This is a genomic window from Streptomyces sp. NPDC085481 (genome assembly GCF_044541845.1).
Lineage (GTDB): Bacteria > Actinomycetota > Actinomycetes > Streptomycetales > Streptomycetaceae > Streptomyces.
In genome coordinates this window covers 386,330-403,674 of record NZ_JBITTJ010000004.1, presented here as the reverse complement: position 1 = coordinate 403,674, position 17,345 = coordinate 386,330, and the positions used below count along the sequence as shown (strand labels likewise).

18 protein-coding genes are annotated in these 17,345 nt (G+C 71.4%); 5 read left to right on the top strand and 13 right to left on the bottom strand.

Translation table 11 applies throughout. The features are described 5' to 3' along the window. Nucleotides 1–48: 48 nt before the first annotated feature. Nucleotides 49–3,033 carry a UPF0182 family protein gene (locus ACIGEZ_RS12760; RefSeq protein ID WP_399829561.1) on the bottom strand — a complete coding sequence of 995 codons (2,985 nt, stop codon included), beginning with the start codon at nt 3,031–3,033 and terminating at the stop codon, nt 49–51. A 152-nt stretch (nt 3,034–3,185) separates the two neighbouring features. Between ACIGEZ_RS12760 and ACIGEZ_RS12755 the strand changes: the two genes are divergently transcribed. Beyond that, nucleotides 3,186–3,743 carry a PPA1309 family protein gene (locus ACIGEZ_RS12755; RefSeq protein WP_399829558.1) on the top strand — a complete coding sequence of 186 codons (558 nt, stop codon included), beginning with the start codon at nt 3,186–3,188 and terminating at the stop codon, nt 3,741–3,743. Between the two features lie 62 nt (nt 3,744–3,805). On the opposite strand, the gene ACIGEZ_RS12750 is transcribed toward ACIGEZ_RS12755, so the two are convergent. The 4 genes from ACIGEZ_RS12750 to ACIGEZ_RS12735 form a co-directional block, all read right to left on the bottom strand. Beyond that, nucleotides 3,806–4,894, bottom strand: a complete 1,089-nt coding sequence (locus ACIGEZ_RS12750; protein ID WP_399829556.1) for a PDZ domain-containing protein — start codon at nt 4,892–4,894, stop codon at nt 3,806–3,808. An 85-nt stretch (nt 4,895–4,979) separates the two neighbouring features. Next, nucleotides 4,980–5,237 (bottom strand): hypothetical protein, encoded by a 258-nt coding sequence (locus ACIGEZ_RS12745; protein WP_399829653.1) that lies wholly within the window; start codon nt 5,235–5,237, stop codon nt 4,980–4,982. Between the two features lie 140 nt (nt 5,238–5,377). Continuing rightward, on the bottom strand, nt 5,378–5,839 hold the full coding sequence (locus ACIGEZ_RS12740; RefSeq protein WP_399829553.1) for a molybdenum cofactor biosynthesis protein MoaE: 462 nt from the start codon (nt 5,837–5,839) through the stop codon (nt 5,378–5,380). 103 nt (nt 5,840–5,942) lie between these two features. Then, nucleotides 5,943–7,052 carry an SDR family oxidoreductase gene (locus ACIGEZ_RS12735; protein WP_399829551.1) on the bottom strand — a complete coding sequence of 370 codons (1,110 nt, stop codon included), beginning with the start codon at nt 7,050–7,052 and terminating at the stop codon, nt 5,943–5,945. Nucleotides 7,053–7,261: 209 nt separating this feature from the next. On the opposite strand from ACIGEZ_RS12735, the gene ACIGEZ_RS12730 reads away from it, so the two are divergent. Continuing rightward, the gene (locus tag ACIGEZ_RS12730; RefSeq protein WP_399829549.1) at nt 7,262–8,665 is read left to right on the top strand and encodes a zinc-dependent metalloprotease; all 1,404 of its coding nucleotides are present in this window, start codon (nt 7,262–7,264) and stop codon (nt 8,663–8,665) included. Next, nucleotides 8,662–9,183, top strand: a complete 522-nt coding sequence (locus tag ACIGEZ_RS12725; RefSeq protein WP_399829546.1) for an NUDIX hydrolase — start codon at nt 8,662–8,664, stop codon at nt 9,181–9,183. The genes ACIGEZ_RS12730 and ACIGEZ_RS12725 overlap by 4 nt, the downstream gene beginning before the upstream one ends. A gap of 75 nt (nt 9,184–9,258) precedes the next feature. On the opposite strand, the gene ACIGEZ_RS12720 is transcribed toward ACIGEZ_RS12725, so the two are convergent. From ACIGEZ_RS12720 to ACIGEZ_RS12705, 4 genes are all read right to left on the bottom strand, one after another. Beyond that, a complete protein-coding gene (locus tag ACIGEZ_RS12720; RefSeq protein ID WP_399829544.1) occupies nt 9,259–10,014 on the bottom strand; it encodes an AIM24 family protein in 756 nt (251 codons plus the stop codon). A gap of 19 nt (nt 10,015–10,033) precedes the next feature. After that, the gene (locus ACIGEZ_RS12715) at nt 10,034–10,714 is read right to left on the bottom strand and encodes an AIM24 family protein (RefSeq protein WP_399829541.1); all 681 of its coding nucleotides are present in this window, start codon (nt 10,712–10,714) and stop codon (nt 10,034–10,036) included. A 14-nt stretch (nt 10,715–10,728) separates the two neighbouring features. Next, on the bottom strand, nt 10,729–12,378 hold the full coding sequence (locus ACIGEZ_RS12710; RefSeq protein ID WP_399829538.1) for a TerD family protein: 1,650 nt from the start codon (nt 12,376–12,378) through the stop codon (nt 10,729–10,731). Nucleotides 12,379–12,495: 117 nt separating this feature from the next. Next, complete coding sequence (locus tag ACIGEZ_RS12705) at nt 12,496–13,071, bottom strand: M48 family metallopeptidase (protein WP_399829536.1); 576 nt, start codon at nt 13,069–13,071, stop codon at nt 12,496–12,498. Between the two features lie 211 nt (nt 13,072–13,282). Between ACIGEZ_RS12705 and ACIGEZ_RS12700 the strand changes: the two genes are divergently transcribed. After that, complete coding sequence (locus ACIGEZ_RS12700) at nt 13,283–14,404, top strand: ThiF family adenylyltransferase (protein WP_399829534.1); 1,122 nt, start codon at nt 13,283–13,285, stop codon at nt 14,402–14,404. Nucleotides 14,405–14,444: 40 nt separating this feature from the next. Next, a complete protein-coding gene (locus tag ACIGEZ_RS12695) occupies nt 14,445–15,791 on the top strand; it encodes an ABC1 kinase family protein (protein WP_399829532.1) in 1,347 nt (448 codons plus the stop codon). Nucleotides 15,792–15,806: 15 nt separating this feature from the next. Here the strand turns inward: ACIGEZ_RS12695 and ACIGEZ_RS12690 are convergent, their stop codons facing one another. The 4 genes from ACIGEZ_RS12690 to ACIGEZ_RS12675 all read right to left on the bottom strand — a co-directional run bounded on the left by ACIGEZ_RS12690 (nt 15,807) and on the right by ACIGEZ_RS12675 (nt 17,301). Then, on the bottom strand, nt 15,807–15,989 hold the full coding sequence (locus ACIGEZ_RS12690) for a hypothetical protein (protein WP_399829530.1): 183 nt from the start codon (nt 15,987–15,989) through the stop codon (nt 15,807–15,809). Between the two features lie 101 nt (nt 15,990–16,090). Beyond that, nucleotides 16,091–16,414 (bottom strand): hypothetical protein, encoded by a 324-nt coding sequence (locus ACIGEZ_RS12685; protein WP_399829528.1) that lies wholly within the window; start codon nt 16,412–16,414, stop codon nt 16,091–16,093. Next, nucleotides 16,411–16,779 carry a WhiB family transcriptional regulator gene (locus ACIGEZ_RS12680; protein ID WP_137993472.1) on the bottom strand — a complete coding sequence of 123 codons (369 nt, stop codon included), beginning with the start codon at nt 16,777–16,779 and terminating at the stop codon, nt 16,411–16,413. The genes ACIGEZ_RS12685 and ACIGEZ_RS12680 overlap by 4 nt, the downstream gene beginning before the upstream one ends. Before the next feature lie 174 nt (nt 16,780–16,953). Continuing rightward, nucleotides 16,954–17,301: a hypothetical protein gene (locus ACIGEZ_RS12675; protein ID WP_399829525.1), complete on the bottom strand. Its 348-nt coding sequence runs from the start codon at nt 17,299–17,301 to the stop codon at nt 16,954–16,956. Nucleotides 17,302–17,345: the final 44 nt, after the last annotated feature.

Sequence of the window (17,345 nt, the reverse complement as noted above, 5' to 3'; positions counted from 1 at the left end):
TCGGTTCCTTAAACCTATCACGACGCGGGACGGAGTCAGACCGGATTATCAGCCGCCTGGGCTGGGCGAGCCGCTCGGCGTGGGCTTGGAGGACGGAGGAGTGGCCGGCTTGTCGCCCGCCTTGTCGCCCGCCTTGCCGCCCCCGGCGCCGCTCTGGAGCTTCGCTCCCGCGTCCGCCGCCCGCTGGAGCGCGTCCTGCAGGGCCTCCTGGGACTTGCCGTAGGCCGCCCAGTCGCCCTTCTGGAGCGCCGCCTCGCCGTCGTCGTACGCCTTCTGCGCGTCGGCGATGGCCTGCTTCAGCGCGGCGTCGTTCGTCGTCGGCGCCGGGGGCTTGGTGGTGCCCGGCGGCTGCGCCGGCGGCGGGGTGGTCCCTTCGACGCCGAACACCGCGTTCAGCGCCGCCGTGAGGTTGTCCTCGAACACCGTCGTGTCCTTGGTGGTGTCCCCGTCCGGCTGGTCCGCGTCCACGTACGACACCGCGACCTTCTTGAGCAGCGGGTAGTGCGCGTTACGGCCCTGGGCGTACACCGGCTCGACGTAGAGGAAGCCGCCGTCCAGCGGCACCGTCAGCAGGTTGCCGTACTGGATGTCGGAGTCGGCGCCCTTCATGTCACGGACGAACTGGGCCACGCTCGGCAGACCGTTGAGCTTGTTCTGCACCTGTTCGGGCCCTGGCACCTCCTCCGTGACCGTCAGGAGCCTTATCTTCCCGTAGTCCTTGCTGGTGGCGTCGGCGTCCACCGCCATGAACGCGCCCAGGTTGGGGCGTCCGTTCGGCGTGAACGTCGTCGTCAGCGAGAAATTCTGCGCCGAGTCCCCGGGCATCTTGATGCTCAGGTAGTACGGCGGGACCGCGTTGCCGTCCTTGTTGGTCGGGTCGTCCGGCACCTGCCAGGCGTCCGAGCCGCTGTAGAACTGGGCCGGGTCCTGGACGTGGTAGCGGGTGAGCAGCTCGCGCTGGACCTTGAACATGTCCTGCGGGTAGCGCAGGTGCTTCATGAGGTCCGGGGCGATGTCCTCGCGGGCCTTGACCGTGCCCGGGAAGGCCTTCATCCAGGTCTTGAGGACGGGGTCCTGCTTGTCCCACTGGTAGAGGTTCACCGTGCCGTCGTAGGCGTCGACGGTGGCCTTCACCGAATTGCGGATGTAGTTGACCTGGTTCTGCTGGGCGACGACCGCGCGCTGCTGGTTGCCGACCGTCAGGGCGTCGGCCGTGGTCTCGCCGAGCGTGGTGCGCGAGGCGTACGGGTAGCCGTTGGTGGTGGTGTACGCGTCGACGATCCACTGGATGCGGCCGTCCACGACCGCCGGGTAGGCGTCGCCGTCGATGGTCAGCCAGGGCGCGACGGCCTCGACGCGCTCCTTGGGCGTGCGGTTGTACAGGATCCGCGAGCCGTCGCCGATGGCCCCCGAGTAGAGGATCTGCGGCTCGCTGAACGCGACGGCGTACGCCGCCCGGTTGAAGGCGTTGGAGAGGTTGACCCCGCTCTTGCCCTCGTAGCTGGTGGTCTTCTCGCCGTTCTCCTCGTAGTCGAGCTCCTTCTGGGGCCCGCCCACGATCGAGTACTGGTCGGTCTTCTCGCCGTAGTAGATGCGCTGCTCGTACGGGCCGAGCTGGCCCGTGGTCGGCAGCCCCTGCTCGGTGAAGATCGGGGAGCCGTTGGCGTCCGTCTGCGTACCCGTGGCCATGATCGCGCCGTAGCCGTGGGTGTAGGTGAAGTGGTCGTTGATCCAGTTCCGCTTCGGAATGCCCTTGATGTTCAGCTCACGCAGGCCGACGACCGTGTCCTTGCCCTGATAGCGGTCGACGTCGAGGGTCAGCGGGAACTGGTAGTACTTCCGCTTCTGCTCCAGCTGCTGGAAGGTCGGCGAGACGATGTTCGGGTCGATCAGCCGGTAGCTGGCCGCCGTGTCGGCGTCGTTGCGCAGCTGGTCCTTGGCCTTGACCGTCGACTTGCCCGAGTAGTCCTCCGGCTTGGTCGAGTCGATGGCGTAGGCCTTGCGCGTCGCATCGATGTTCTTCTTGATGTACGGCGCTTCCTTGGCCTGCTCGTTCGGCTGGACCTGGAACTTCTGCACGATGGCCGGGTAGAGGCCGCCGATCAGGATCGCCGAGAGCACCATCAGGCCGAAGCCGATCACCGGCAGCTGCCAGGTGCGCCGCCACAGGGTGGCGAAGAACAGCACGGCGCAGATCACGGCGATGCAGAACAGGATCGTCTTCGCGGGCAGGTAGGCGTTGGCGTCGACGTAGCGCAGTCCGGTCCAGTTGCCCGTCGCCTTGAAGTCGCTGGACTTCACCGCGAGGCCGTACCGGTCCAGCCAGTACGCCACGGCCTTCAGGGACACGAAGACGCCGAGCAGCACCGACAGGTGCCCGGTGGCGGCGGCGGTCGCGCGCGCGCCGGGGCTGGTGATCCGCAGCCCGCCGTACAGGTAGTGCGTGAGGGCGGCGGCGATCAGCGAGAGCACGGTGGCGGCGAAGCCGAAGGCGAGCAGGAAGCGGTACCAGGGCAGGTCGAACGCGTAGAACGACACGTCCAGCTGGAACTGCGGGTCCTTCTCGCCGAAGGAGACCCCGTTCACCCACATCAGCCAGGTCCGCCACTGCCCGGAGGCGGAGGCGCCGGCGATCAGGCCCACCAGCGCGGTGACGGCGAGCAGCAGCCACTTCTTGAAGGGGGCGATCCCCATCCGGTAGCGGTCGAGGCTCTGCTGCTCCAGCGACATCGCGCTCAGCGGCGGGCGCAGCCGGTACGCCAGCCAGATGTTCAGGCCGACGGCCAGCGCCATCAGCAGACCGAAGACCAGGAAAAGGCCGATCTTGGTCCACAGGGTGGTGGTGAACACGGACGAGTAGTGGACGGAGCGGAACCAGAGCCAGTCCGTCCAGAATCCGGCGAACATCACGAACGCCATGGCGAGCACGGCCAGGACGCCCAGCGTCATGAGCAGCGTACGGGCGCGCCGGGACGGCCGGCCGACTCTGATCCTTGGCCCGGACGGGCCTGTGCCGCCTCCGCGGTCCGGCATCTGGAAAGCCAACGTGCGCCCCTCGAGGTTGATGCGTCGATAAGCAGGCTCCGCGATCGTAGAGCCCACTGATGCAACTTACTGAGGCTTTACCTAGTTCCCGTTTCCGGGGAAAGAGGGGGTTCGGGGAAAGACGAGGCAGGATATGGGTCATGTCCAACGTTTCCCCCTCCGGCCCTCAGATGGCCGCGAGCCCCCTCACCCGCGCGGTGCTCGAGATCGACGAGTACGCCTCGGGCCTCGGCTGGGACCGGCCGGCCCGGCTCTTCGCCCTGGTCGACACCGCCCGGCTGCGGGCCAAGGAGCCCTCGCTCGCCTCCCAGCTGGGCCTCACGGGCGGCGACGCCGCCACCGCCTACACCCCGATCGAGCAGGAGGAGCTGCCGGCCGGGAAGCCGCTCGACGAGTTCCTCGGCACCATCGCCTGGCCCGACGCGGTGGCCGGCTGCGCGCTCACGGTGGAGCGGCTGATGCTGCCGCCGTCGGCGGAGGCCGCCGTGCCCAAGGGCCTGAACGAGGCCGGGCTCGCCAAGTGGGTGGCCCGGCACCCGGAACGCCAGGAGGTCCGGATGACCGTCGCCGTGCTGCGGGACGGGGCGCGCGAGGCCGCGATCCGGCTGCGCGAGAAGGACTCGCCGAGCGAGGTGCTGACCGGTCCTGACCTGGTGCCGGGGCTTGCCGACGCGCTGGCGGCGACGTTCGCGTCGTAGGCGCGGTTCGCTTCTCAGCCCCAGGGGGCGCCCGGAAGGGGCGCCCCTTTCGCGTACCCGCTCTAGCTCTTCGAGCAGCTCGGCAGTGACGCGGTGTCGCCCTTGCGCAGCTTCTCCAGCGACTTCGTCGCGTCGTCGATGGTGTTCACCTTGATCAGGGTGAGGCCCTCAGGCGTGTCGGAGGCGGCGGCCGCGCAGTTCTCGGCCGGGGTGAGGAAGTACTCGGCACCCGCCTTGCGCGCGCCGACCAGCTTCATCTCGATGCCGCCGATCGGGCCGACCTTCCCCTGGTCGTCGATGGTGCCGGTGCCGGCGATGAACTTGCCGCCGGTGAGGGACTCCGGGGTGAGCTTGTCGACGATGCCGAGCGCGAACATCAGGCCGGCGCTGGGGCCGCCGACGTCGGCGAGCTTGATGTCGACGGTGAACGGGAAGACGTGGTCGGTGCCGGCCTGGATGCCGACGATGGCCCGGTCGCCCTCTTCCGACTTGGTCGTGGTGAGGACCACCTTCCTGGTGGCCGTGGCGTCCTTGTGGGCCTTCTCCGCGTCGGCCGCCTCCTTGGCGGGGACGATCGTGAACTCGACGTCCTGCCCGGGCTTGCGCTTGGTGACCTGCTTGGCGACGTCGCCCGGCTCCTTGACGGCGACGCCGTCGACCGCGCGGATGACGTCACCGGCGTGCAGCTTCCCCTCGGCGGGGGTGCCCTTGACGACGGTGGCGACCACGACCCGGGTGGTCACCGGGATGCCCAGCTCCCTCAGGGCCGCGACCTTGGCGCTCTCCTGCGACTGGCTGAACTCCTCGGCGTTCTCCTGGCTCGACTCCTCCTCGGTCTTCCCGTCCGGGTAGAGGGTGTCGTGCGGGACGACCACGCTGTCGTGGGCGAGCCAGCCGTAGACGGCCTCGACGACGTTCATCTTGTAGTCCGCGCTCGTGACCCGGACCGTCGTCATGTTGAGGTGCCCGCCGGTCGGGTAGGTCTTCCGGCCGGAGATCTGCAGGACCGGCTCTCCGCGCGCTTCGCCGAGGGTGTTCACCGTCGGACCGGGGCTCATCTCCGCGTAGTTCACCGGGATGAGGACGCCCACACAGAGCAGAGTGATCAGGACCAGGGTGGAGGCGAGCATCGTCGCGGTGCGGCGTGGCATGGAACGACAGTACGGGACTGGTCTGTGAGTGCACCCCCGGGGCGGTCCGTACGGGGCGGGCGCGCGAGGCGGTCCGTACGGGGGCTCAGCCGGTGGTGGAGGACGCGGCGGGGGTCGCTGCGGGGCTCGCGGCGGACGCCGTCGCCGGGGACGACTCGTGCTCCGGGCGGGCCGAAGCGGAAGCGGCGGTCGGGTGCGACCGCTCCATGGCGTCCCGGAACCGCGCATAGCCCGCGAGCTCGGCGACGTCGCCTATGGTCTTGTTCCTCGAAGCCCAGCTTCCCCATATCGCCGCGCCGACGACTGCGAAAAGCGGAATCAGCAACCAGGCCAGCGCTGCCATCCCGACCTCCCATCCCCAGTGAGTTGATCAGCAGATTAGTCATCCGCGAAACCAACGCTCTGCCCTGGGGGCCGGTTACGCAAATCGGGGCGTTCGACTACAGCCGGTCGGCGTGGCGCCTTGCGGCGAGTCGTGCATTGCTAGCAGGCCCCCACCCACTCCTCGGTGCCGTCCGAGAACGTCTGGTGCTTCCAGATCGGGACCTCGTGCTTGAGGTCGTCGATGAGCTTGCGGCAGGCCTCGAAGGCCTCTCCGCGGTGCGGGCAGGAGACCGCGACGACCACCGCGATGTCACCCACATGGAGGTCACCCACCCGGTGTACGGCGGCCAGCGCGCGGACCGGGTAGTCGGCCACGACCTTCTCGGCGACCCGGCGCATCTCCGCCTCGGCGGAGGGGTGGCAGGAGTAGCCGAGCGCGTCGACGTCGGCGCCGCCGTCGTGGTTGCGCACCGTGCCCACGAACAGGGTCGTGCCGCCCGCCGCGTCGTCGCCTACCGCGCGGAAGACCTCGTCGACCGAGAGCGGGGTGTCACGGATCGCGAGGAGCCTGATCGGGTCGTCAGCGCCCAGCTCGCCGGGGTGGTCGTGCTTGTCTGCCATGTGGCCATGGTGCCGTACGGAGCCGGGGAGGCGGAATAGCGCTTTCGCCCGGGGCGGCAGACCCTCCGTAGGAGGGTCCTACAGACCGCTCCGTGCCCGGCTCCTACAGGCCGCGTCGCTTGCGCATCTGGCGGACCAGGGCCGCCGTGCCCAGCAGCGCCACCGTCGCGCCCGCCGCACCGGCCGCGGTGGCGTCCTTGCGGCCGAGCCGCCTGCCCGCGACCGTGTGCCGGCCCTGGACCTCCTCGAGGAGCGCCGCAAGGACCTCCTCGTTGGTCCACTGCGGCCGCCAGCCGGCGTCGTGCAGCCGCCCGACGCTGACCACCCAGGGGTGCATCGTGTACGCGAGGTCCCCGGCCGGCGACGGGGTGAGCCCGATCCGGTGCAGCCGGGCCGCCGCGCCCAGGGCGACGGCCGAGGGCAGCTCCATGCGCCGGATGCCCGACAGCTCCTCGACCTCCTCCTGCTCCAGCCAGCCGTCGCAGCCGACCGCGAACTCGCCCTCGACCTTCTCCAGAGCCGCGTACTCCAGCGCGCTGACCAGGTCGTCGACGTGGCAGAACTGCCAGGTGGGCCGTGATCCGGCGACGACGAGCAGCCGGGGCGACTCGAAGTAGCGGGTCAGCGCCGTGTCCGTGCCGCCGACCAGGACCGCGGGCCGGACCACCGTCACGTTGAGGCCGGGGTGGGCGCGCGGCGCCCGGCGCCCCAGGCGCTCGATCTCCAGGAGGTCGCCGACGCCGGTGGCCTCGGCGGTCGCGCGCAGCTCGGCGTCCTCGGAGAGCGGGATGTCGTTGTCGGGCAGCGCCCCGTAGACCATCGCGGAGGTGCACAGCACCACCCGGTGCACCCCGGCCGCCGCGGCGGCCGTGAGCACGGTCTGCGTGCCGCGCACGTTGTAGGCCGTGCGGGCGGCCGCGTCGGTCTCCAGGTCGAGGTCGACGGCGAGGTGCACGACGACGTCCGCGCCGCGCAGCTTCTCGGCGATGGCCGGATCGCGTACGTCGAGGATGTGCCAGGTCGCCTCGGAGACCTCGCCCCGGCGCTCGTCGATCGCGACGACCTGCTTGACCTCCTCGGACGCGGCGAGGCGCCTGGTCAGCAGGTCTCCGACACCGGACGCGGCACCGGTGACCGCGACGACGGGGCCGCGCGCGGCGGACCTGGTGGAGTGGTTTCGCGCTGCGCGAACCTGAGGATCTGGGGAACTCACCGGGCGTCTCCAGCGGTTGTCTTCAGTACGTGCGCGAATGACGCGTACGTACCAGGTGGCGTCCATCCTGCCGCAGGCCACGGCCCGGCGGAGCACCGAGCCCGGATCCGGTGCGGATGTCTACGCTGGTGGTGTGGAGTCGGGGAGGCGAGCCGAGCCGAGAGCCCGCCGTCGGCAGAGGCCGGCGGCCCTACGAGCCGAGGAAACCTGTGAGTGACACCCCATTCGGATTCGGCCTTCCGCCGGAGGAGCCGGAGAACGGCGACGAGGGCAAGAAGAAGGACCCCGCCGGAGGTGGCCAGGGGTCCGGTGGCCAGGGCGGCAACCCGTTCGGTTTCGGCGGGCTGCCCGGCATGGGCGGTGCGGACAATCCGTTCGCCGCGATGTTCGGTTCGATGAACCCCCAGGACCTGGGCGCGGCCTTCCAGCAGCTCGGCCAGATGCTCAGCTATGAGGGCGGCCCGGTCAACTGGGAGATGGCCAAGCAGATCGCGCGCCAGGTGGTCGCGCAGGGCACCTCCGACGGCACCAAGGACGCCAGCGTCGGCCCGGCCGAGAAGGCCGCGGTCGAGGAGGCGGTGCGGCTCGCCGACCTGTGGCTCGACCAGGTGACCTCACTGCCCTCGGGCGCGGGCACGGCGGTGGCGTGGAGCCGTGCCGAGTGGGTCGAGGCGACCCTGCCGGCCTGGCAGCAGCTGGTCGACCCGGTCGCGGAGCGGGTCGGCGCGGCGATGGGCGACGTGCTGCCGCAGGAGATGCAGGCCATGGCGGGCCCGCTGATCGGCATGATGCGCTCCATGGGCGGCGCCATGTTCGGCCAGCAGATCGGGCAGGCGGTGGGCGTCCTCGCGGGCGAGGTCGTCGGTTCGACGGACGTCGGTCTGCCGCTGGGGCCGGCCGGCAAGGCGGCGCTGCTGCCGCTGAACATCGAGGCCTTCGGCAAGGACCTCGGGGTCCCCTCGGACGAGGTGCGGCTGTACCTGGCCCTGCGCGAGGCCGCCCACCAGCGGCTCTTCGCGCACGTGCCGTGGCTGCGCTCGCACCTGTTCGGCGCGGTCGAGGGCTATGCGCGGGGCATCAAGGTCGACACGTCCAAGCTGGAGGAGGCGGTGGGCCAGCTGGACCCGACCCACCCCGAGCAGCTGCAGGAGGCGCTCCAGCAGGGCATGTTCCAGCCGGAGGACACCCCGGAGCAGAAGGCGGCACTGGCCCGTCTGGAGACGGCGCTCGCGCTGGTCGAGGGCTGGGTGGACGCGGTGGTCCACGAGGCCGCGAAGTCCCGGCTGACCTCGGCGGACGCGCTGCGCGAGACGCTGCGCCGGCGCCGGGCGACGGGTGGCCCGGCGGAACAGACCTTCGCCACGCTGATCGGCCTCGAACTGCGGCCGCGCAGGCTGCGGGACGCGGCCCGGCTGTGGGCCTCGCTCACGGACGCGCGCGGGGTGGACGGCCGGGACGGGCTGTGGGAGCACCCGGACATGCTGCCGACGGCGACCGACCTGGACGACCCGGACGGTTTCGTCCACCGCGAGCAGCTGGACTTCTCCGAGATCGACAAGATGCTGGGCGAGGCGGCGCGGGGCGACTCCGAGGACGAGGGCGGCAAGGAGTGACCCTGCACGACGACGCGGTCCTCGTCCTGAAGGGGTACGAGGACCAGCCGGAGCTCCGTGATGTCTACCTGGAGCACCTCGCGGCTCACCCCGACGGCATGTACAAGCCCTGCGGGGCCGGTCATCTCACCAGCAGCGCGCTGGTGATCGACCCCTCGCGGGAGCGGGTGCTGCTGACCCTGCACAAGAAGCTGGGCATGTGGCTGCAGATGGGCGGCCACTGCGAGCCCGGTGACGAGACGGTGGCGGCGGCCGCGCTGCGCGAGGCGACCGAGGAGTCCGGCATCACCGGTCTCACCCTGCTGCCGGGCGGTCCGGTCCGGCTCGACCGGCACCCGATCCCGGCGCCGTGCCACTGGCACCTGGACGTGCAGTACGCGGCGCTGGCCCCGCCCGGCGCCGTGGCGGAGATCAGCGACGAGTCGCTCGACCTGCGCTGGTACGGGTACGACGAGGTGGCCGGTGTCGCCGACACCTCGGTGGTGCGGCTCCTGGAGAGCACGCGCGCCCGCCTCTGAGCGAGGGACGCGCGAGAGGGACATGGAGGGACGGGTAAGGGGCGGCATCCCTGGGAGGCCGCCCCTTACCCGTACTCAGTTCCAGGCGTTGTTCTGGTTCTGGGCGTGCGCGCCGTGCTGGCCGACGCCGAACTGGGCCGCGACGCCCTGTCCGATGGCGGCGTTCTGCGGCGGCATGACCTCGCTCGGCTGGACCAGGGCGAAGCCCTGGCCGAGGAAGCTGAGCTCCCAGCCCTCGCCGGTGCTGCCGCGGCGGCGCCGGATGCTGGAGTTGTGGGTCTGCGCCTGCATCTGCACCCGCAGCCCGGTGGACCAGGCGACGATCGCGTCCGCGTCCACGCTCACGTACTTCTCGGGCGTGACCTGCATCATCAGCGGCTGACCCGAGGTCATCAGGGCGATCTTGCCGCGGCCGGAGACGTTCAGCTGGTACTTGCCGGTGCCGGAGACCCCGTACTGGCTGTCCACGGCGATGACCTCGGTGTGCAGCGTCGAGTCGAGCGCCAGGACGTAGGCGCTGTCGACGGTCATGCCCTCCGGCTCGACGTCCACGACGTGGATGTACTGCGCGAGGTTGGCGAAGTAGACCGTGCCCTGCCCGGAGCAGCGCATGAGGTCGAGGCCCTCGCCGGTACGGGCGCGGGCCCGGCGCTGGTTCGGGGTCTGGTACTCGCCGTCGAAGTCGACGAGCCCCTGGTAGGCGACCATCGCGCCCTTGCGGGCCAGGATGTCGTCCTGGCCGCCGAGGGTGACCCGCAGCAGCTGCGGGTTCTGGATGGCGTACCGCTCCTGGCTCTGCTGTTCCGCGTGGTTGAAAAGCGGGCTCTGCATGATGTGTTCTCGCTCCCCCTCAGCCCCGGACCCGCAGGCGGTCGGTGCTGTCCTCGCTCGGCTGTACGACGACGATGCCCTGGCCGGAGAAGGCCATCTGGAAGGCCTCGCCGCTGCCCCGCCCGATGAGGGAGGAGGCCTTGAAGCTGCGCTTGCCCTTCACCTTGAGCGCCGGCGACCAGGCGACGAGCGCGTCCGGGTCGACGTAGGTCTCGTCCTCGCCGCGGCCGCAGTCGACGACGATCGGCGTGCCGCGCGAGGTGAGCGCGACCCAGCCGGTGCCGGCGATCTCCACGTTGAACAGGCCCTGTCCCGCGAACTTGGCGAGCCCCTTGACCCGTTCGACGCCCCACTGGAGGTGGGCGTCGAAGGCGAGCAGGTTGGTGCCGTTGACGGACAGGGAGTCGTTGTTGAGGTTGATGACGACGACGTCGGCGCCGTAGTCGGCGAGGTAGAGCAGTCCGTCGCCGGAGCACTTCATGATCGGCGCGCCTTCGCCGGTGGCCCACTGCTGGGCGACCTGGCGGACGGCGGGCGGGTTGGGCTCGTAGGTGACGAAGCCCTCGTAGGCGACCATCGAGCCGGTGCGCGCGTACAGGTCCTGGCCGGAGGCCATGGCGACCTTGAGCATGGAGCGGCCGTGGTTCTCCATCCGGGCCGTGACCGGGGTGGGGGCGTAGCCCGCGAGTTGCTGGTTCATGGATCCGGGCTCCCTCAGACCTCGTAGGGCTGGACGACGATGAAGTTGCCGGGGGCGCCCCGGAACTGGAGGTTCACGGTCTCCCCGCTGTGGCCGGGGTACGCGTTGCGGCGCAGCCTGACCTGGCTGGAGAGGATGACCTGGGACGCGGACGACCAGGCGACCACGGCGTTGCAGTCGGCGAAGGTGGTCGGCGTGACGGGCAGCACGACGGGGATGCCGTGGGTCTTCACGACGACCGTGCCGGAGCCCTGGAACTGCATGGTGAACAGGGCGCCGCCGGGGATGCCGTGGCCCTCGATGCGCCGGACCTCGTACTGCAGCGACTCGTCGAAGGCCAGCACGTTCTCGGCCGAGACGCAGATGCCGTCGCCCTGGAGCTCGATCGGGTGCAGGTGGGCGCCTTCCTCGGCGAGGAAGACCTGGCCGCGGCCGCTGCAGCGCATCAGCTGCATCTCCTGGCCGGTGGCGTTGCCGACGATCCGGCCGGCGAATCCGGCTCCCTTGTAGGAGAAGTCCACCTTGCCCTGGTACATGACCATGGAGCCCTGGCGGGCGAGGACGGGGACGCCGCCCATGGCGAGGTCGACCCGCATGAGCTGCTGGTTCTGCGGGGTCCAGCGGGCGCCGGTCGCGGTCTCCTTGTACGGCGCGAGCGCGGCGGCGAGCCCGGCACCGGTGGCGGGCGCGCCCTGGGGAACGCCCTGCGGCATGCCGTGCTGCATGCCGTGCTGCGGCGGGTACTGGCCGGGGACCTGACCGCCCGGGGCCTGGCCGTACTGCGGCTGGCCGTACGGGGCGGGGGCGGGCTGGCCGTACGGCGCGGGCGGCGGCGTCTGGCCCGGGACCTGCCCGAACTGCGGGGGCTGCGGCTGGCCGTACGGCGCCGGGGCGGGCGCCGGCGGAGCGGGTGCGGGCGTGGGGGCCGGCGGCGCCAGGGGCGCGGCCATCGTCGGGGCGGCGTGCATCGGGGCGGGCGCCGGTGCGGGGGCCTGTGGGGCCCCGAACGCCGGAGCCGGTGCGGGCGCCTGGGGTGCGGGGGCGGCGGGCGCGCCGAACGCCGGAGGCGCGGTGGCCTGCGCCGGCGGCGCGAAGCCGGGGGCGGCGGCCGGCGGTTGCTGCGCGGCCGGCTCCTCCTCGGCGACCTCGCCGCCGAAGTTCCTCAGGAGCGCGTCGAGGCCGCCGTCGAAGCCCTGGCCGACGGCCGCGAACCGCCAGACGTCCTTCAGGTAGAAGTCGCCGAGCATCACCGCGCGTTCGGTGCTGAACTCCGCGCCCGTGAAGGCGTACCGGGCGACCTCCTCGCCGCCCGCGACGATCCGGATCCAGCCGGGGCCGACCTGCGACATCTGGCCGGCGCCGTCGATCGTCGCGGTGAACGACAGCTTGTGGATGTTCGCGGGGATGCGGTCGAGGGTGACCCGGAAGGACTCGGTGTCACCGGCCTGCGCGCCGAGGAGCTGGATGGACTCCTCGGGCGACTTCGGCTGGTTGAAGAAGACGAAGTAGCGGTCGTCGGAGAGCCGCTCGTCCGCGTCGAGGCCGAAGCAGCTGATGTCGAAGCTCAGACCGGGCGCCGCGATCTGCACACCCACGTACAGATCGGTTCCCGCCGTGAGATCACTGATCTTGGCCTTGTGGCCGCGTTGGAATTCCCTGGCCATGTCTGACGACCGTCCCCCATCCTCAAAACGACGATTGCGTCGCGCCAGGCTAACGGCTGGTCGTGACCTTGCGGCAGGCCCGTACACATTCGGTACAGAACCGGAGCACAGCCGGAATCACTCTCCGCGAGCGGCGGGCAGGTGCGGCAGGTGGTCGGCGGCGACCACGCCCTCCAGGTAGCCGCGGGCCCGCTCGGTGCGCGGATAGGCCTCGAGCAGGCGCCAGAAGCGTGGCCCGTGGCCGGGTACGAGGAGGTGGGCCAGTTCGTGGCACAGGACGTAGTCGACGACGTACTCGGGCATGCCCTGGAGCCGGTGGGAGAGGCGGATGCTTCCTTCGGACGGGGTGCAGGAGCCCCAGCGGGTGTTCTGGTTGGTCACCCAGCGCACGGAGGTGGGCCGGGCCCGGCCGGCGAAGTACTGCTCGGCCAGCCGCTCGGCGCGCTCGGTCAGTTCCCGGTCGCCGAGGACGCTGCGGCTCTCCTGGGCGGCCAGCTTGTCCAGCATCACGCCGACCCAGCGCTGCTCCTCCGCCTCGGACATCCGGGCGGGGATCAGCACGATGGTCCGGTCGCCCTCGCGGTAGGCGGAGACGGTTCTGCTCCGGCGGGAGCTTCTGCGGACCTCGACCGCACTCGTCCCCGATCCGCGGGGCGGTTTGCTTGTCACGCTGCGCTGTGGGTCGGCCGGCACGGGCCCGACGTTACCCGCTGTCAGCGGGGGAAGTCCCGCCTCCGGGGCGGTTCGGCGCCGATCCCGCCCGACCGAGCACCATTTGAATGACTAATCCCCCGGCCCTGTGGACAACTTTCGGCACGGCTCGCGCCGCCCGGGCAATCTGACATCGGGAGCGACGAGAGCGAAGGGATCTCGGAGCGAAGATCGTTTACGGGGGGGCGGGACCATGCATCCGATGGTGAAGCCGGCATTGCGGCGGGCCTGGCGGAATCTGCGGTGTGTGCAGTTCGGGGTGACGCCCGCGCACGCGGTCGTCCTGGGCCCGGTGGACACGACCACCGGCAGTCTGATCGGGCTCTTCGACGGGACGCGCGGGATGGAGCTGCTGCGGGCGGAGGCCCGGGCGCTCGGGCTCCCCGACGGTCATCTGGAGGCCCTGCTCGGCCGGCTCGCGGCCGCCGGACTGATCGCCGACGTGTCCGGCCGGGGGGATCCGGCGCTCGATCCGGTGCGCGCGGACCTGGCCTCGCTCTCCGTCGTCCACCGCGCGCCGGACGGGGCGACGCGGGCGCTGGCCGCGCGGCGGGCGCTGCGGGTCCAGGTCAGGGGTGCGGGGCGGGTCGGCGCGGCCGTCGCGGCGCTCCTGTCGGCGGCGGGCGTCGGCCGGGTCGAGGTCCTCGACTCGGGCACGGTCGCGCCGTGGGAGGTGTCGCCGGGCGGACTGCCGGCCGAGGCGGTCGGCGAGCGCAGGGCGGTGGCGGCCCGCCGGCTCGTGGGACGCTCGGCCCCGGGTGGGCGGGCGCCGCGGGAGGTCCGCACCGGACCGGGTGAAGGGGGCGGCGGACCGGGGCTCTCACTCGTCGTGGTGACTCCACGGGACGGGCTCGGGGCCTATGTGCCCGACCCGCTGCCCGCCGAGAGCTGGCTCGGCACCGGCACGCCGCACCTGTACGCGGGGGTCCTCGAGGCCACGGGCGTGGTCGGCCCGCTGGTGCTGCCTGGCGGGACGGCGTGCGCGGGGTGCATACAGCGGCAGCGGACCGACCGGGAGCCGGTGTGGCCGCGGCTGCCCGCCCAGTGGCGGTCCGGGGCGCCGCATGCGCTGCCCGCCTGCGACGTGGGCCTGGCCACCGCGGTCGCGGGGCTCGCCGCGGCGCATGCCCTGGCGTTCCTGGACGGGGACCTGCCGTCGAGCACCGGGGCCCGCTGGGAGGTGTCGCTGCCGCTGCTCGAGTGGCGTACGGAGCCGGTGGGGGCGCATCCGGCGTGTCCGTGCGGGGCGGGGCCCGTGAACAAGGGGGAGCATGCCTCGGCGGCCCGGGGCGCGCACGACACAATGGCGGGGTAACGGCCCCGCGCGGCGCGGCAGTCTGGGACTTGGAGGGCGCATGTCTGATCTTCCCCGGAAGGCGGTCACCCGGACCGCCAAGTTGGCCGCGTTGCCCCTGGGCTTCGCCGGGCGGGCCACATGGGGCCTGGGCAAGCGGATCGGCGGGAAGTCCGCGGAGATCGTCGCGCGGGAGCTCCAGCAGCGCACGGCCGAGCAGTTGTTCAAGGTGCTCGGCGAGCTCAAGGGCGGGGCGATGAAGTTCGGGCAGGCGCTGTCCGTCTTCGAGTCGGCCCTCCCCGAGGAGGTCGCGGGGCCCTACCGCGCGGCGCTCACCAAACTGCAGGAGGCAGCGCCGCCGATGCCGACGCGCACGGTGCACGCGGTGCTGGAGGAGCGGCTGGGCGAGCACTGGCGGGAGCTGTTCCTGGAGTTCGAGGAGAAGCCCGCCGCGGCGGCCTCGATCGGCCAGGTGCACCGGGCGGTGTGGCACGACGGCCGAGAGGTCGCGGTGAAGGTGCAGTATCCGGGAGCGGGGGACGCGCTGCTCTCGGACCTGACCCAGCTGAGCCGCTTCGCCCGGCTTCTCGGCCCGCTGATCCCGGGCATGGACATCAAGCCGCTGATCACCGAGTTGCGGGACCGGGTGTCGGAGGAGTTGGACTACGGCCTGGAGGCCGAGGCCCAGCGGGAGCACGCGGAGAGGTTCGCTGACGACCCGGACGTGCGGGTCCCCGCAGTGGTGCACCAGTCGGAGCAGATCCTGGTGACGGAGTGGATGGACGGCATCCCGCTCGCCGAGGTGATCACGGACGGCACGCCGGAGCAGCGCGACCGGGCCGGTCAGCTGCTCGCCCGCTTCCTCTTCTCCGGGCCCGCGCGCACGGGTCTGCTGCACGCCGACCCCCACCCGGGCAACTTCCGGCTCCTCCCCGGGCCCGACGACGGCGAGGTCGCCGGCTGGCGGCTCGGGGTCCTCGACTTCGGCACCGTCGACCGGCTGCCGGGCGGGCTGCCGGAGACGATCGGCACCTGTCTGCGGATGACGCTGGCCGGCGAGGCGGAGACGGTCTACGAGCTGCTGTGCGCGGAGGGCTTCGTGAAGGAGTCCATCGCGCTCGACCCGGACGCGGTCCTGGAGTACCTGCTGCCGATCATCGAGCCGGCCGTGGCGGAGTCCTTCGGTTTCACCCGTGGCTGGATGCGCACGCAGGCGGCCCGGATCGCCGATCCCCGCTCCCCCGCCCACCAGTTGGGCAAGAAGCTCAACCTGCCGCCGTCGTATCTGCTGATACACCGGGTGACGCTGAGCACGATCGGGGTGCTGTGCCAGCTGAACGCGACGGTCCGGCTGCGGGACGAGCTGGAGGAGTGGCTGCCCGGTTTCGTGGCGGTGGACACGCCTTAGGCAGTGTCTCGTCGATCACCACCAGGAGGAGTCGAGGCGGCCCTCGATGGCCCGGATGTTGGCCCGGGCGCACTCCTCGCAGAAGTACTGGCGGGTGCCGTTCTCCACCGAGCAGGTCCAGGTGACGGGCAGCTCCGCAGCGGTCTTGCCGCAGCGGGCGCACACGATGGGGGCCTCGGGAGTGGGCGCTTCGTTCACCTTGATGACGATAACCCGACCGGCGCCCTCAGGCGCGGGCAACGCACCGCGGGGGCCGGTCCGTTCGGACCGGCCCCCGCGGCTGTTCGGTTCTGCCTGGCTCAGTGCATGACGGCCATGGCGAGCGCGCGACGAGCGCGCAGTGACACGCGCTCGGCGCGCCGCTGCATCCGCCGGGCGGCGACCAGGCGCACGGCCTGGCGTTCCGCGTCGGCTTCCCGTCGGCGGTCGTGCATATGGGCACGGGCCAGGGCTTCTGGGATGAGTTGCATCTCACGGGTCCTGTTCTGGCGCGAGCGGTTCGCGCCGCTGATCGAAACGTCTGGGGTAGCAGAGCCGGAGGGCTCGTGGGCGGACGAGGTCATCGGGGCCTGCTTCTGGGGATCGTGCGTGAGGGGACGGTCGATGGTTCCGGTGACGTTCATGCCGCGACCGGGTTCTTGCGCGGGCGGCCACGGGGCCGCTTGCGGGCCACGACCACTCCCTGGACGAAGAGCTCGCCGCCCCAGACGCCCCAGGGCTCACGCCGCTCCTTGGCGCCCGCGAGGCAGGCCTCCATGAGCGGGCAGGTCCGGCAGAGGGACTTGGCGTACTCGACATCGGCCGGGGACTCGGCGAAGAAGACCTCCGGGTCGAACGAGCGGCAGGGGACGGGTACGCCGAGGTTCTCGATCGCGTCGTCGAGCGCGGTCAGCGCGGTGAGGGGGGTCAAGGTGGAGTCCTCCGTGAGGCCGGGCGGGGGGATCGTTTCGGAAGGCGGTACGGACGGGGCGTGCGCTTCGAGTTGCACGGGTGTTCTTCCTCGTCTGGTCGTTCCGGCCTGTTGGGCCGGGGTTTCAGCTGGTACCGGTCAGTGCTGGTCCCGAGGCCCCCTCGCTCCGTCAGCCCCGTTCGGGGACAAACAGAAGGGCCGCGGATCCCGGGTGGGGTTCCGCGGCCCTGAAGGCGCCGGCCTGATCGTCGATCAGGCTGGATCACTCCAGGGTTCGAGCCCACGGAAGGCCCACATCGTGTGGTGCTGCGTCGTCTGCTGCTGAATGCCGGCACCGGTCGCCGCAAAGCCATAGGCCGTGGCCTGGGCCTTGCCCACTACTCCTGCTTCCAGTGCCTTGGTCGGTCGCTCATTGCGCTCCGGCCGGTCCATCAGCAGACCGGGCATGCCGAGAACGGGCATACCGGCGCCGGACAGACCACTGCCAAGGAACGCGGGGGAAGCGACGGCGGAGAGGCCGAGCGAGCAGGCGGAGACGACAACCGAGAGATCGGTCATTTTGGCGGTGCTGGTCTTGACGTTCTTGATGCTGCTGATCACTGGAATCGCCTCCTCTCGGCGTCTCGGAGGGCTCGGGGTGAGCC